This window comes from Budvicia diplopodorum (assembly GCF_009800925.1).
Taxonomy (GTDB): Bacteria; Pseudomonadota; Gammaproteobacteria; order Enterobacterales; family Enterobacteriaceae; genus Budvicia; species Budvicia diplopodorum.
In genome coordinates, this window is record NZ_WOYF01000004.1 from 211,364 (window position 1) to 225,763 (window position 14,400).

At 47.8% G+C, this 14,400-nt stretch carries 11 protein-coding genes; 7 read left to right on the plus strand and 4 right to left on the minus strand.

Annotation, left to right across the window (positions count from 1 at the left end):
- From cyoB to GVI43_RS06455, 7 genes are all read left to right on the plus strand, one after another.
- Complete coding sequence (gene cyoB / locus GVI43_RS06425; RefSeq protein WP_159566030.1) at positions 1 to 1,986, plus strand: cytochrome o ubiquinol oxidase subunit I; 1,986 nt, start codon at positions 1 to 3, stop codon at positions 1,984 to 1,986.
- Complete coding sequence (locus tag GVI43_RS06430; protein ID WP_159566031.1) at positions 1,976 to 2,602, plus strand: cytochrome o ubiquinol oxidase subunit III; 627 nt, start codon at positions 1,976 to 1,978, stop codon at positions 2,600 to 2,602. Before cyoB ends, GVI43_RS06430 begins: the two co-directional genes overlap by 11 nt.
- Positions 2,603 to 2,935: a cytochrome o ubiquinol oxidase subunit IV gene (locus GVI43_RS06435; protein ID WP_159566032.1), complete on the plus strand. Its 333-nt coding sequence runs from the start codon at positions 2,603 to 2,605 to the stop codon at positions 2,933 to 2,935.
- 11 nt (positions 2,936 to 2,946) lie between these two features.
- Positions 2,947 to 3,837 (plus strand): heme o synthase, encoded by an 891-nt coding sequence (gene cyoE, locus GVI43_RS06440; protein ID WP_159566033.1) that lies wholly within the window; start codon positions 2,947 to 2,949, stop codon positions 3,835 to 3,837.
- Positions 3,838 to 4,087: 250 nt separating this feature from the next.
- Entirely contained in the window at positions 4,088 to 5,473 is a 1,386-nt protein-coding gene (locus GVI43_RS06445; RefSeq protein WP_159566034.1) for an MFS transporter, read from the plus strand.
- 104 nt (positions 5,474 to 5,577) lie between these two features.
- Entirely contained in the window at positions 5,578 to 6,588 is a 1,011-nt protein-coding gene (locus GVI43_RS06450; protein WP_159566035.1) for a luciferase-like monooxygenase, read from the plus strand.
- Positions 6,589 to 6,602: 14 nt separating this feature from the next.
- Positions 6,603 to 7,559, plus strand: a complete 957-nt coding sequence (locus tag GVI43_RS06455) for a D-2-hydroxyacid dehydrogenase (protein ID WP_159566036.1) — start codon at positions 6,603 to 6,605, stop codon at positions 7,557 to 7,559.
- A gap of 113 nt (positions 7,560 to 7,672) precedes the next feature.
- On the opposite strand, the gene GVI43_RS06460 is transcribed toward GVI43_RS06455, so the two are convergent.
- The 4 genes from GVI43_RS06460 to nlpI all read right to left on the minus strand — a co-directional run bounded on the left by GVI43_RS06460 (position 7,673) and on the right by nlpI (position 14,388).
- A complete protein-coding gene (locus GVI43_RS06460) occupies positions 7,673 to 10,669 on the minus strand; it encodes an autotransporter family protein (RefSeq protein ID WP_159566037.1) in 2,997 nt (998 codons plus the stop codon).
- A 687-nt stretch (positions 10,670 to 11,356) separates the two neighbouring features.
- Positions 11,357 to 13,327 (minus strand): DEAD/DEAH family ATP-dependent RNA helicase, encoded by a 1,971-nt coding sequence (locus tag GVI43_RS06465; RefSeq protein ID WP_159566038.1) that lies wholly within the window; start codon positions 13,325 to 13,327, stop codon positions 11,357 to 11,359.
- Positions 13,320 to 13,397: a protein YrbN gene (gene yrbN / locus GVI43_RS16030; RefSeq protein WP_159566075.1), complete on the minus strand. Its 78-nt coding sequence runs from the start codon at positions 13,395 to 13,397 to the stop codon at positions 13,320 to 13,322. Before yrbN ends, GVI43_RS06465 begins: the two co-directional genes overlap by 8 nt.
- Before the next feature lie 103 nt (positions 13,398 to 13,500).
- Positions 13,501 to 14,388 carry a lipoprotein NlpI gene (gene nlpI / locus GVI43_RS06475; protein ID WP_159566039.1) on the minus strand — a complete coding sequence of 296 codons (888 nt, stop codon included), beginning with the start codon at positions 14,386 to 14,388 and terminating at the stop codon, positions 13,501 to 13,503.
- Positions 14,389 to 14,400: the final 12 nt, after the last annotated feature.

Here is a 14,400-nt window from a genome sequence, read left to right on the forward strand (position 1 = left end):
ATGTTAGGAAATTTAACACTTGATGCCATTCCTTACCGTGAACCGATTATTATGGGCGCGGTAGGAATGATGGTCATCGGCGGAATCGCCGTGCTTGCTCTGCTAACCTATTTCGGCAAATGGAAATGGCTTTGGAATGAATGGTTAACCAGCGTTGACCATAAAAAAATTGGCGTGATGTATATTCTGGTTGCCATCGTGATGTTACTGCGCGGTTTTGCCGATGCGTTAATGATGCGTACTCAAATGGCAATCTCCTCGGTCACCAACGGCGGTGAAGGGTTCCTCCCGCCTCACCACTACGACCAGATATTTACCGCCCACGGCGTGATCATGATTTTCTTCATGGCCATGCCGTTTGTTATCGGTTTAATGAATATCGTGGTTCCGTTACAAATCGGTGCCCGTGACGTTGCGTTCCCGTTCCTAAACTCCCTGAGCTTTTGGCTGTTCGTAGCCGGTGTGGTACTGATTAACCTGTCTTTGGGCGTGGGCGAATTTGCTCAAACCGGCTGGCTGGCCTATCCGCCGCTTTCGCTTAAACCGGGGGTCGGGGTCGATTATTGGATATGGAGCCTACAAATATCGGGGGTAGGTACGCTGCTCACCGGGGTTAACTTCTTTGCGACTATTCTGAAAATGCGCGCGCCCGGCATGACGATGATGAAAATGCCGGTGTTTACCTGGACTGCGCTGTGTTCCAACATTCTAATTATTGCCGCATTCCCGATTTTGACCGCTACTATTGCGATGTTAACCCTTGACCGCTATCTGGGCTTCCACTTCTTTACCAACGATTCAGGTGGTAACCAGATGATGTACGTCAACCTCATCTGGGCGTGGGGCCATCCGGAAGTTTATATTCTGATTCTGCCTTGCTTCGGTATTTTCTCTGAAGTGGTAGCAACCTTTAGTAGGAAGCGGCTATTCGGCTATACCTCACTGGTATGGGCTACCGTGGCAATTACCGTTCTGTCGTTTATCGTTTGGCTGCACCACTTTTTCACCATGGGAGCGGGCGCGAACGTTAATGCCTTCTTCGGCATAGCCACCATGATTATCTCGATACCAACGGGCGTGAAGATATTCAACTGGCTGTTCACTATCTATCAAGGTCGCCTGAAGTTCTCAACGCCAATCCTCTGGACGCTAGGCTTCTTGATCACCTTTACCATTGGCGGTATGACCGGCGTACTGTTGGCCGTTCCGGGAGCAAACTACGTTATCCATAACAGTATGTTCCTGATTGCCCACTTCCATAACGTGATTATCGGCGGTGTGGTATTCGGCTGTTTAGCTGGCTTTAACTTCTGGTTCCCGAAAGCGTTCGGCTTCAAACTGAATGAAACCCTAGGTAAATGTTCCTTCTGGTTCTGGATCGTCGGCTTCTTCGTTGCCTTTATGCCGCTGTACATTCTTGGCTTTATGGGTGCGACCCGTCGCTTAAATACCGTTGGCGGCGAGTGGAGTGGCCTATTGCTGGTCGCGGCCGGTGGCGCAGTGCTGATTATGATCGGTATCGCCTTCCAGATTTTACAAATCGTAGTCAGCATTAAAGATCGCAAAAAGAATATGGACCTGACCGGTGACCCATGGGGCGGGCGTACTCTTGAGTGGGCCACATCATCACCGGCTCCGTTCTATAACTTTGCGATTACGCCAAATATTAAAGACATTGACGCATTCTGGGACGAAAAAGAAGCCGGTATGGCTTATCAGCGCTCGGCTAAATATGAACCGATCCATATGCCAAGAAATACCGGCGCTGGCGTGATTATTGCGGCCTTTAGCATCGTATTTGGCTTTGCCATGATTTGGCATATCTGGTGGATGGCGATTGTCGGTCTGGTCGGCATGACCGTTACCTATATTGCCCATACCTTTAATGACGACACTGATTACTATGTAACGGTTGAAGAAATCAAAAAAATAGAAAACCAGCGTTTTGAACAATTAAGTAAGGCAGGGGTAAATCATGTCAACTGATACCTTGATCAACCCGAATGCTCATGCCCAAGGGCATGAGCACCACGATCACCACCATGAGACCAGCGCTAAAACCGTATTCGGTTTCTGGATCTACCTGATGAGCGACTGTATTTTATTTGCCGCCGTTTTCGCTACCTATGCGGTGCTGGCAAATAACGTGGCTGACGGCCCATCCGGTAAAGATATTTTTGAACTCCCTTACGTACTCGGCGAAACGGCCCTGTTGCTATTGAGTAGCTTTACCTACGGTATGGCGATTATCTCAATGTACAAAGGCAACAAAAGTCAGGTAATTGGTTGGTTAGCGGTGACTTTCCTGTTTGGCGTTGGCTTTATCGCCATGGAGCTGAATGAGTTCCATTTGCTAATTAGTGAAGGATATGGCCCGTCAACCAGCGGCTTTTTATCCGGATTCTTTACCTTAGTGGGTACTCACGGACTTCACGTGACCTTAGGCCTCATCTGGATGGCCATCATGATGATTCAGGTTTCGAAGAAGGGATTAACGCCAAAGAATAACACCCGCCTGATGTGCCTGAGCCTATTCTGGCACTTCTTGGACGTTATCTGGATCTGTGTGTTCACCGTTGTCTATCTACTGGGAGTCATTTAAATGAAAAATACCGTTGTAGACTCTTCCGGTGCCAGCCACGGCAGCGTTAAGTCTTACCTTATTGGCTTTGTGCTTTCGGTTATTCTAACGGCTATTCCTTTCTGGATAGTGATGACGAAGGCCGCAGGCCCGAGCACCTTGGTGGTATCGGTTGCCTTGTTCGCAGTGGTTCAGGTTGTTGTGCATTTAGTCTATTTTCTACATATGAATACCAAATCAGAGGAGCGGTGGAATTTCATCGCCCTGATCTTTACCGGATTGATTATCGCTATCGTTGTTGTGGGTTCACTATGGATAATGTACAACCTTAATATCAACATGATGGTTCACTAAGAGCTACTCTGATGATTAAGAAATACCTGTTAGTCACTAAACCGGGCATCATTTTTGGCAATATGGTCTCCGTTATCGGTGGTTTTCTCCTCGCGTCTCAAGGGCGCGTGGACTTTGTATTGCTCTTCGCCACGATTATCGGTGTTTCACTGATTGTTGCCTCAGGCTGTGTGTTTAACAACTACATAGACAGAGACATTGATAGCCTGATGGAAAGAACCAAAAACCGAGTTCTGGTTCGGGGGCTGATTTCTCCGGTAAATACCATCCTCTATGCCTGCCTGCTGGGTATTGCTGGCTTTGCACTGTTGTACTTCTATACCAACCTACTGGCGGTGCAATTCGCTGCGCTGGGATTTGTGGTTTACGTTGGTTTGTATAGCCTGTACCTAAAGCGAAGGTCAGTTTATGGAACGTTAATTGGCAGCTTATCTGGGGCAGTTCCACCGGTTATTGGCTACTGTGCCGTAAGCAATCAGTTTGATAGCGGTGCTCTGATACTATTAGTGATCTTCAGCCTATGGCAGATGCCTCACTCTTATGCCATTGCCATCTTTCGCTACAAAGATTATCTGGCAGCTTCGATTCCGGTTCTGCCGGTCAAGCGCGGTATTCCGGTAACTAAGCACCATATCACGCTGTATATCATTGCATTTATTGCGGCAACATTAATGCTGTCTATCAGCGGGTATGCAGGTTACAGCTATCTGGTAGTGGCAGCTGTGGTAGGCATTGGCTGGTTAGTCATGGCATTAAGCGGATACAAAACGTTAGATAACCGAATTTGGGCAAGAAAGTTATTTATCTTCTCCATTATCGCTATTACTACGCTGAGTATCATGATGTCGGTTGATTATTCACAGGCAACAATTTCAGAATCATTAATGACGTTCGCCCGGTAATCGGCTAATCCTTCACCAATGGCTTCACTAAACGGGTGAAGCCATTGGGCTTCAGATATCGTTTTTGCTTTTCAACAACATCTTTAACAGAAAAATAAAGCATTCCGCCTCATCAGACACTATCCTATCTACCTAAACGCTCATTGATTTACATCCACAGCATAACAATATTGAGCAACTGTGAATTTCGCTCACTGATATCGTTCATGAGTAGGAACAGTGGAATGGGCTCTAAGCTATTTGAGGTAATATGAACGATTATAAGATGCTCCCCGAAGAGCGCCTTGCAACGTGGGGACTCGGTCTGGTTTTCTCGCTGCGCATGCTTGGCATGTTTATGGTATTACCGGTATTGACCACCTATGGAATGGCTTTATCCGGCGCAACCAAGCCACTAATTGGTATCGCTATTGGTATCTATGGCTTGACGCAGGCCATTTTCCAAATTCCTTTTGGGCTGATTTCTGACCGGGTTGGCCGGAAACCGCTTATCGTCGGTGGGCTGTTGATTTTTGCCATTGGCAGCATGGTTGCTGCTACCAGCAACTCTATCTGGGGCATTATTCTTGGCCGCGCCTTACAAGGCTCTGGCGCTATTGCCGCCGCCGTCATGGCGCTTTTATCAGACCTGACCAGAGAACAAAACCGAACAAAAGCGATGGCATTCATTGGCGTAAGCTTTGGCATCACCTTTGCTATTGCCATGGTTCTAGGCCCGATTATCACCCATGCGTTTGGCCTTAGCGCGCTATTCTGGGGAATCGCTGCGCTGGCTATCGCCGGTATTGTTATCACGTTAACGGTAATTCCCAATCCCTCCGGCCATATTCTTAATCGGGAATCAGGCATCGTTAGAGGCGGCTTTAGTAAGGTACTGAAAAACGGCCGACTGCTTAAGCTAAATATTGGCATTCTGTGCCTGCACACGTTGTTAATGTCGACCTTTCTGGCCCTACCCGTGGCAATGGAAAATGCGGGTTTTCCATCGGCAGACCACTGGAAGGCGTATTTAGTCACGATGTTAGTTTCATTTGTCGCCGTCGTGCCCTTCATCATAATTGCTGAAAAAAAACGTAAAATGAAGCAGGTATTTGTTCTCTGCGTAGCGATGCTTTTTATTTCAGAAGCTATACTTTTGTGCAGCGGGCAACGCTTATGGATGATATTTAGCGGCGTTCAGCTGTTCTTTGTTGCTTTCAACGTGATGGAAGCTATCTTGCCTTCGCTGATCGCTAAAGAATCTCCCGCTGGCTATAAAGGGACGGCAATGGGTGTCTATTCCACCAGCCAGTTTATTGGCGTAGCGCTTGGCGGAAGCTTAGGCGGATGGCTATTTGGTCTTAGCGGAGTTAGCGCCGTTTTTCTAGGCAGCACCCTACTTTGCATTCTGTGGTTTGCTATTAGTATGACCATGAAGCAGCCGCCTTATGTAAGCAGCCTGCGCATCGAATTACCTGAATCAGCGCTTAAAGACAATCGGTTGGAAGCCTATTTGAAAATGAGCACCGGTGTTAACGAAGTGGTTATTGTTCCAAATGAACGGTCTGCCTATATAAAAATTGATTCAGGAAAAACCAGTCGTGCGAAGTTAGAACAGTTAATCAGCTCGTATCAGCCTCAGTTGGCCTATAGCTAGAGTCGTTGACGCTGTGGAAAGCGCCACAGCAACGTCAAAAGACCAAAGAGATAAGCCATAACGGGGAAAACTATTCATTAATAGCGATCGCGGAGATGACCAATATGTCTGATGCTTCTACTGTGCCACTTTCAGTTCTCGATCTTTCACCCATTACGCAAGGCAGCACCATCCCTCAGGCCTTTAACCGTTCGCGTGAACTCGCTATTCAGGCTGAAAAACTAGGCTACTACCGTTACTGGATGGCCGAACACCACAATATGACAGGTATCGGCAGCGCAGCGACATCGGTTCTGCTCGGCTATATTGCCGGAGCAACCTCAACCATTCGCGTTGGTGCGGGCGGAGTTATGCTGCCGAATCATGCACCGTTAGTTATTGCCGAGCAGTTTGGTACTCTTGAGTCATTGTACCCGGGGCGTATCGATCTTGGTCTGGGCCGTGCGCCCGGCACGGATCAGGCTACCGCACAGGCTCTTCGTCGCAGCAAAAGCGGCGGTGCCGATCGCTTCCCTGATGATGTAGTGGAACTGCAAAGCTATTTTGATGATGCCCAACCGCATCATCAGGTCAAAGCGGTTCCCGGTCAGGGGCTGCAAGTTCCAATCTGGCTATTAGGCTCAAGCCTCTACAGCGCTCAGCTAGCGGCCAAGCTCGGATTGCCTTTTGCCTATGCCTCACATTTTTCACCGGATATGCTGTTACAGGCACTGTCACTGTATCGCGAAAACTTTAAGCCATCGGCCGCGCTGGCAAAGCCTTATGCTATGGTGTGTATCAACGTTATTGCTGCGGATACCACCCGCGAAGCTAAATTCATGTTTACCTCACTACAGCAGCAGTTTATTCATTTGTTACGCGGCATGCCGGGCCCTCTTCCGCGTCCGGTAGAAGATATCTCATCAGTCGTTGCGCACCATGAAATATATAGCGCTGACCACACGCTAAGCCTATCGGTAGTCGGTGATAAAGACAAAGTGCGTACCGGTCTGCAAAACCTGTTGCAAGAAACGCAGGCAGATGAACTAATGATTAATGGTCAAATCTATGACCATCATGCCCGCATGCATTCATTCAAAATTATTTCAGAAGTTGGCCCCGAGCTGACCAAATAACGGCATGGTGAACGATGAAGATTGTAATTTTAGATGGAGAAACGCTTAATCCCGGAGATATTTCCTGGCACGCGTTCAACAAATTCGGTGATGTCACAATATACGACCGTACGCCGGATAAGCTAACCATTCAGCGTATCGGTGATGCCGAAATCGTTTTTACCAACAAAACGCGTATAACGCCTAAAGTTCTCGATAACTGCCCGTCGATTAAATTTATTGGCGTTCTGGCGACCGGCTATAACGTTGTTGATATTAAAGCCGCCCAAGAAAAGTCAGTTACCGTCTGTAATATTCCCAACTATGGCACGATGGCGGTTGCCCAGTATACAACGGCGTTATTACTTGAGCTTTGTCATCACATCGGCGAACACAGCAGTGACGTACGCTCAGGCGGCTGGTGTAACCGACCAGACTTTTGCTACTGGCACTCACCGTTAATCGAACTGATGGGGAAAAAGCTGGGGTTGATTGGCTATGGCCGAATAGGCTCAGCTTTTGCCAACATTGCGCAGGCTCTCGGCATGAAAGTGCTGGCTTATACCCCAAGCGGCAAGAGTACGGAAGCCCATGCCAAAGTTAAGTTTGTCAGCCTTGACAAACTGCTGGCTGAATCAGACGTTATTAGCCTACATTGCCCGTTAACCATCGATAACGCCGGGCTCATCAATCGCCATACCATCGCAAAAATGAAAGATGGCGTGATGTTGCTCAACACCGCCCGGGGTGGTCTAGTGGTTGAAAATGAATTAGCCGAAGCGTTAAACAATGGAAAAGTCTCCGGCGCTGCGCTCGACGTACTGGCCGCCGAACCACCGCCAGCCAACAACCCACTGCTCAATGCGCGTAACTGTATTATCACGCCACATATTGCCTGGGCGCCTACAGAAGCGCGGATACGCTTGATGAATATAGCCGTAGAAAATCTGGAAAAATTCCTGTCCGGTAACCCACAAAACGTGGTGAGCTAAAAACCAAAACCGGCTTTAGGCCTAGCTCCGTTGGTTAAGGATCGATTGAACGCTTCGGTAATGAATGTAAAAAGGGCACCCTATTCGGTGCCCTTAAGTAAAGTGGCATAAAATTAGAATTTAGCTTTAATGCCGATCCCGCCGCCGTAGCCATCAGAATCAGAATCGAAGCCTTTCTGGTAACGCACTTCACCGTAGACTGAAGTATGCTCACTGAAATTAATCGCCATACCGGCGCCGCTTTGCCACCAGCCATCGCCAATATCGGCATGTAAGCGCTCGTTGGCTATCTGTACCTCCGGCGCATCGCCGAGCGTCGTAACGGCATCTAATGTCAGATAAGGCGTGAACGCCGGATTTTCATCGGTAAACAAACGAACCCCGCCGCGCACTTCGCCGTTATTACCGGTGGCACCGGATACATTGCTGACATCATCATGGAAACTTCCCAGATTCAGGTATTGATACTTCACCTGAACCTGAGGTTCGAGCTTCACATGGTTATACAGAGTAAACGGTTTACCCGCTTCAACCGACAGGGCAACGCCATAGCCATCCTGTTTGGCTTCGCTAATGCTGTCGTAGTTGTTGCGATACCAGCTCGTCATACCGATAGTGTCAATATAGCTACCGTCTTCAAACTTCATCGTGTAGTAACCGCCCAGACTGTAAACGTCACTGTCAATATTCCCGGTATCCACGGAAAGAGCGGCATGTTTGCCGCGAGCGCTATCGCTGGCGTCGGTAGACTGTGTGCCCATGGTAAACAGGATACCGCCAGTTTGTTCCGTGTTTTGCTCATCTTTGCGGTAGTACAAATCAGTACCGAATTGCACAAACCAGACGTCGGTATCGTAGCTAAAACGCCCGCCATCGTATTCATTATGTTGACCAACCGTACGGCCCCACGCTCCGTCTTTGTGCAAAACGTCACCACCGGTACGCTGATGATAAGTCCCTAATATATCGAAGCCATAGCGCATATTGAGCACCGGTGCGGCAATGTATCCGGGCACTTCTTCGCGCCATGCAATATCATCCACGCTGGGTTTGGGATTGGGGCTGGGTACAACATTGCTGTTCGCTGGATCTGGGTCAACGGCGCTACTACAGTCGTAGCAGGAACGGAGATACCAGTCGTTTGCATCCGTTGAGCCACCCTGATAAAGCAGATACTCGTAGGCCCCTTCTACCACACGACCGTCAAGCTTTAGTGCGTCCGCTGCGCTGGTGCCGTTAACGACCACGACGTTGATGCCATTACCCGAGGTTACCGCACCCAAGCCGCCCGTATTGTTGACTAACAGCGAATGCTGACCTTCAAGATTGCCGGTAATAACGATTTTATCAGTGGGGGAGCTGTCATCGCCAAGCAAGGTATTGATAAAAAACGATCCACTGCCGGTCGAGTTGCCGTTAATGGTTAACGTGGAATAGTCGCTGCCAGCATGGGCGAACTGCGTTTTACCATCAGAATGCAGATTGTTGATGGTCGCGTCGTCGGCCAGCATCCATAGGCTGGTGGCATCAACGTTGATATCGTTGGCGGTCAGCGTTTCGCCACTCCAGGACGCATTATTATTGAGGAATAGATTAACCGTGCTGCCCGCATCGGCATAAACGGTTCCAGCAAGATTGGCATTATTGGCCGTCAGCCTAACAGTGCTGTTATAGCGCGTCGATGTAGCGCTGTCGGTATAGCTTTGCGCATTCACCAGCACATTATTGGCGCTTTGCAGGGATGAACCATTGTTTACGTTAACGTCAAGGTTAGCGCCAGCGGTATCGATACTGCCGCTTGCGCTGCGAAGCTGGCTGTTGTCCAGCGTCACCGTTGCCACATTGTTGCCAAAAGAGGCAGAGATACCGTTGGCATCAGCGCCAGTGGCGGTGAGCTGGCTGCCCAGCAGGGTCATGGAGCTGCCCATGTCAGCGTGTATCAGATCCGCATTTACCCCTACGCTAGTACCCGTTATCTGCTGCCCGTTAACGATGCCGCCGGTATTAGCTGAGAGCAAATAGGCTCCTGCCCCCACCGTTTTTATCTCGGAATCGCTCACATTCACTTCACCTGCCCGTATCGCCACGATGGCCGCGGAGTCTGTGCCTGTTGTATTGATAGTCATATCACTGGCAGTCAGAGTGGCTTGCCCGGCGGTGTCTACTGAATCTGCAAACAGAGCAAAGGCATTGTCACCCGCTGTCGTTATCACATCATGGTTCAACCTTGCCTTACCGCGCACATCGATGGCATTAACATATTTACCGGTGGTGGTTAACGTCAGGTTATTGGCTTCCAGCCCGTTATCAACGCCGCTAACATACAAGCCCGTAGTGGTGGTTTGTTCGGAACCATCGCCATTTAGGGTGTAGTTCCCCCCCTCAAGCTTAACGTCACTATAGTCGCCCGCATTAATCATCGCGTAGCCACTTGTTCCGGTAACGATAACGTTCGCATCTTTTATCGTGACAGAGGCTCTGTTGGCTGTACTGGTGCCATGGGTAGAAACAAGCGTGCTGGTTTCGCCCGCTGTCTGAGCAACGTTAAGTCCATTCACCGTGAGGTGTGATGTATTAACATCCAGAGCATTTATAGCGTGCGTTAAATTGAGGGCTAGATTATTTAATTCGGCATTTGAGTTATTTCTCAATTCTATCGCTTTGCTACTGAAACTATTACTTTCACTTTCTATCACTAAATTATTGCCGGTTAATATACCGTCGTCTACATAAATACCCGTAGCAGAATTTTTACTAAATATAATTTTTGTTTTATTTATTTCAGCCGAACCCCCACTGCTAATATTGATTGTTTTTGATGAGTTTTCGGTTTTAATCGTACTACCTGTTCCTCTTTCAACGTTATTGAAAATCAGTTTTCCTTTATCGCTAATATCAAATGCTAAAGCCTCTTCTCCTGATGTTTTGACGTTGGAAGGTAAATCTATAAATGGAGATACGTCAACTCCGCCATAGATATCCAGTATCGAACCGCTACCGGTAATTTTAAATGCTGGGTTTGTATCGGTTGTTTGAGTATCTAGAATGGCTCGGGAATCCGTTGTTCCACCATCAATTATTATCGAGGCAGAGGCATTTATTCCGGGCATTAGCAAACTACATATTGCTACAGTGATAAGCTTTTTCTTTAATCTAATCGGAGATGATGCATTGTTTCCCATAATGAAATAGTCCTTTTAAGTCTCATATTTGTTATTTTAAAATAGATATATGCATATCAAAAAAGTGTGTAAATATTACACACCACACTAAAATGATAAACATTCATATAAGTTGAATGTTATAGACAGGTATGTACCCCGTCAATTATAAAACAGATATATAAGAGGGATTTTTAATGAAAGAGTTATTAAGCTTTACTTAATTCGAAATAAAATGAATATATTAATTTGGTTTTATATAAATATTAATATTCTATTTTCTTATTTCAAAACAGTTGGTAAGTAATAATGAAAATCTTCAGTTTCTGTTAATTCAACAACAGCATAATGGAGGTAACTGACAATATAAGGGTAACCAGACTAAACGTCATTTTTCCCTTGGGTTCAAACTGGAAGCCATTAAGCAAGCCGTTAAATATTCGCTGTCCGCGACGCTGTCTGGTAAGCGGCTAGCCTAGAAAGCACCTGAGTAAGAAATACGCGCAGTCATACTGTGGAGGAATGGAAGTAATAAAAAAGCACCAGACGAAGATATCACCTGGTGCTATTTTTAAGTCATGACAGTTGTCTAATTTCTTGTCAATCTTAAACGGCTGTCAATCACTGCTATAAAGATTAGTCGTTGCTATTGGTTGGACGACGACGCGGTGCGCTTTGTGCACCATCGCGGCGCGGACCACGAGACGGACCGTCACGGTTTGCATCACGGGGACCAGTGTTGCGCTCACGGCCAGGGCCAGAAGAACGACGCTCACCACCGGCACCACCACCGCCGAACGGACGGCGATCGCCAGCAGGGGCTCCACCATCACGATCGCGACGAGGAGCACCGCTACGACGCGGCTCGCCTGCAGGTGCATCACCAAGAAGTTGCATATTTAACGGTTTGTTAAGTATGCGAGTCTTAGTGAAATGCTGCAATAAATCACCCGGCATACCTTTAGGCAATTCAATCGTTGAATGGCTGGCATACAGTTTGATGTTACCAATATAGCGGCTGCTAATATCGCCTTCATTGGCAATAGCACCAACGATATGACGAACTTCAACACCGTCATCACGGCCAACTTCAATACGGTACATTTCCATCTCGCCAACGTCACGACGCTCACGGCGTGGAGCAGCATCACCGCTCTCACTGCTACGCGCTGGACGATCCGCACGATCTGGACGGTCTCCACGACGCTCGCTACGGCGTTCAAAACGCTCTCCACCGCGCTCGTCGCGATCGCGGAACTCACGACGTGGACGACGATCAATCGGCGCATCAGGCGGCAGAATCAGAGGACGTTCGCCCTGAGCCATTTTCAGCAACGCTGCGGCTAAGGTTTCAATGTCTTGCTCTTCAACCGGTTGAAGTTTTGCTAACAGCGCACGGTATTGTTCTAAATCGCTGCTTTCCAGATGCTGATTAACGCGGGTAGCGAACTTCTCTAAACGACGCTTACTGAGTAATTCGCCCGAAGGTAATTCGACTTCAGGGATCGCTAACTTCATCGTACGTTCGATGTTGCGCAGTAAACGACGCTCTCTGTTTTCAACAAACAGCAGCGCACGGCCTGCACGACCCGCACGGCCTGTACGACCGATACGGTGAACGTATGACTCTGAATCCATAGGGATATCATAGTTAACCACTAAGCTGATACGTTCAACGTCTAGGCCACGAGCCGCAACGTCGGTAGCAATCAGAATATCTAAACGGCCATTCTTCAGGCGCTCTAACGTTTGTTCACGTAATGCCTGATTCATATCACCGTTTAGCGCTGCGCTGTTATGGCCACTACGCTCTAACGCTTCTGCAACTTCTAACGTTGCATTTTTGGTACGTACGAAAATAATCGCCGCATCAAAATCTTCCGCTTCAAGGAAACGAATCAACGCTTCATTTTTGCGTACGCCGTGAACGGTCCAGTAGCTTTGGCTAATATCAGGCGTATTAACAACGCTTGACTGGATACGGACTTCTTGTGGGTCCTTCATAAAACGGCGCGTAATGCGACGAATTGCTTCAGGCATAGTTGCCGAGAATAGCGCGGTCTGATGGTCAGCCGGGATTTGCGCCATAATGGTTTCTACGTCATCAATAAAGCCCATACGTAACATTTCATCGGCTTCATCAAGAACCAAGCCTTTCAGCTTAGATAAATCTAACGTGCCGCGTTTCAGATGATCTAACAGACGCCCAGGAGTACCGACAACGATCTGAGGTCCCTGACGCAGAGCGCGTAGCTGAACGTCATAACGCTGGCCGCCATAGAGGGCAACCACACGAACGCCGGACATATTTTTAGCATATTCAGAGCAGGCTTCTGCAACCTGAACGGCTAATTCACGCGTTGGGGCTAATACTAAAACCTGCGGGCAGGCCATATCAGCTTGAATATTGTTAAGGAACGGCAATGCGAATGCCGCTGTTTTACCGCTACCGGTTTGCGCCATGCCTAATACATCGCGACCTTCCAGTAAATGTGGAATACAAGCCGACTGAATCGGGGATGGTTTTTCATAGCCCATATCGGTCAGAGCTTTTAATAAAGGTGCTGAAAGACCTAAATCAGCAAAAGAGGTTTCAAACTCAGCCATGTAAACGTGCCTCACTAAAAATGGCGGCCAGTCTACATACCTTGTCGAGAAAATACTCAGTCATTTTCATTTAAAAGTGTGAACCAGCTCAAATTGGATTAAAAAACGAACAGAAAAACCAGCCTTGCCTATGCTTAATGCATAGCAAAGCGGTTGTTACTCGTTCGTCGAGTCTATTTTTTATCCGATTCTGATAGGTCGTCTTGTTCTAGCCCAGACAGGGCTAATTCCAACAGTGCATAGCGGTGCTCAACAAAGTTATGTACATTGTTGGCAACCGTCAGTTTGAACAGCGCCATGGCGGTGTTCTTGTCCCCCAGACTTAGGTAATGTTTACCTAAATAGAAGTCAGTTTCACTGAGATGCTCAGCGAGCGAAGTGTTATCCGTTGCTTCTACCTGTAATCGTTCAATCAGCGTTTTTTCACTGATATCACCCAAGTAGAATTCCACTATAGTCCAGCCCCACGCCCCTCTTTCAGCTAGCTCATAGCGCTTTTGAAGCGCCCTTTTTGCTTTGTCTGAGTCGATCTCTTTTTCAGCTAAATAAAGCCATAGAGACCGGAAGGGATCGTTAGGGTCGTCACGATAAAACGCCTGCAGATCATCCTGCGCCAAAAAGTAGCGACCGCCATAATACAAGGCAATCCCTCGGTTTAAACGCGCATAGTTATAAGTTGGATCAAGCTCTAATACAGAATCAAACGCATCATAGGCAGCATCAAAATTGCCACCCTGCGTCAGATATATCCCTAAATAGTTAAACGCTTCAGGAATATCAGGACGAATCATTAACGCTTGCGAGAAGTCGTTACGCGCCAGTGCCCGTAGCCCTAAGCTATCGAACAACACGCCGCGCTCATACAACAGCTGCGCTCTTTCATCGTTTGATAATACTTGACTCGCAAGGATCTGTTCCATGCGAGCCAACATCACTTCCTGTTGCAGCGTTGGCTGCAATGGAACTGCCAAAACGCCGTATTTACGCCCTTCAAGGCTGCTACATCCTGTTAACAGAATGGCTGTTGCGATAATGCAGCACCAGCGCAAAATAGGCTTCATTTAAACTCCCAG

Bases quoted from the DNA above. Each gene is read 5' to 3' on its own strand.
- cyoB (WP_159566030.1), top strand. From the start codon at position 1: ATGTTAGGAAATTTAACACTTGATGCCATTCCTTACCGTGAACCGATT.
- GVI43_RS06430 (WP_159566031.1), top strand. From the start codon at position 1,976: ATGTCAACTGATACCTTGATCAACCCGAATGCTCATGCCCAAGGGCAT.
- GVI43_RS06435 (WP_159566032.1), top strand. From the start codon at position 2,603: ATGAAAAATACCGTTGTAGACTCTTCCGGTGCCAGCCACGGCAGCGTT.
- cyoE (WP_159566033.1), top strand. From the start codon at position 2,947: ATGATTAAGAAATACCTGTTAGTCACTAAACCGGGCATCATTTTTGGC.
- GVI43_RS06445 (WP_159566034.1), top strand. From the start codon at position 4,088: ATGAACGATTATAAGATGCTCCCCGAAGAGCGCCTTGCAACGTGGGGA.
- GVI43_RS06450 (WP_159566035.1), top strand. From the start codon at position 5,578: ATGTCTGATGCTTCTACTGTGCCACTTTCAGTTCTCGATCTTTCACCC.
- GVI43_RS06455 (WP_159566036.1), top strand. From the start codon at position 6,603: ATGAAGATTGTAATTTTAGATGGAGAAACGCTTAATCCCGGAGATATT.
- GVI43_RS06460 (WP_159566037.1), bottom strand. From the start codon at position 10,669: ATGCCCGGAATAAATGCCTCTGCCTCGATAATAATTGATGGTGGAACA.
- GVI43_RS06465 (WP_159566038.1), bottom strand. From the start codon at position 13,327: ATGGCTGAGTTTGAAACCTCTTTTGCTGATTTAGGTCTTTCAGCACCT.
- yrbN (WP_159566075.1), bottom strand. From the start codon at position 13,397: ATGAAAATGACTGAGTATTTTCTCGACAAGGTATGTAGACTGGCCGCC.
- nlpI (WP_159566039.1), bottom strand. From the start codon at position 14,388: ATGAAGCCTATTTTGCGCTGGTGCTGCATTATCGCAACAGCCATTCTG.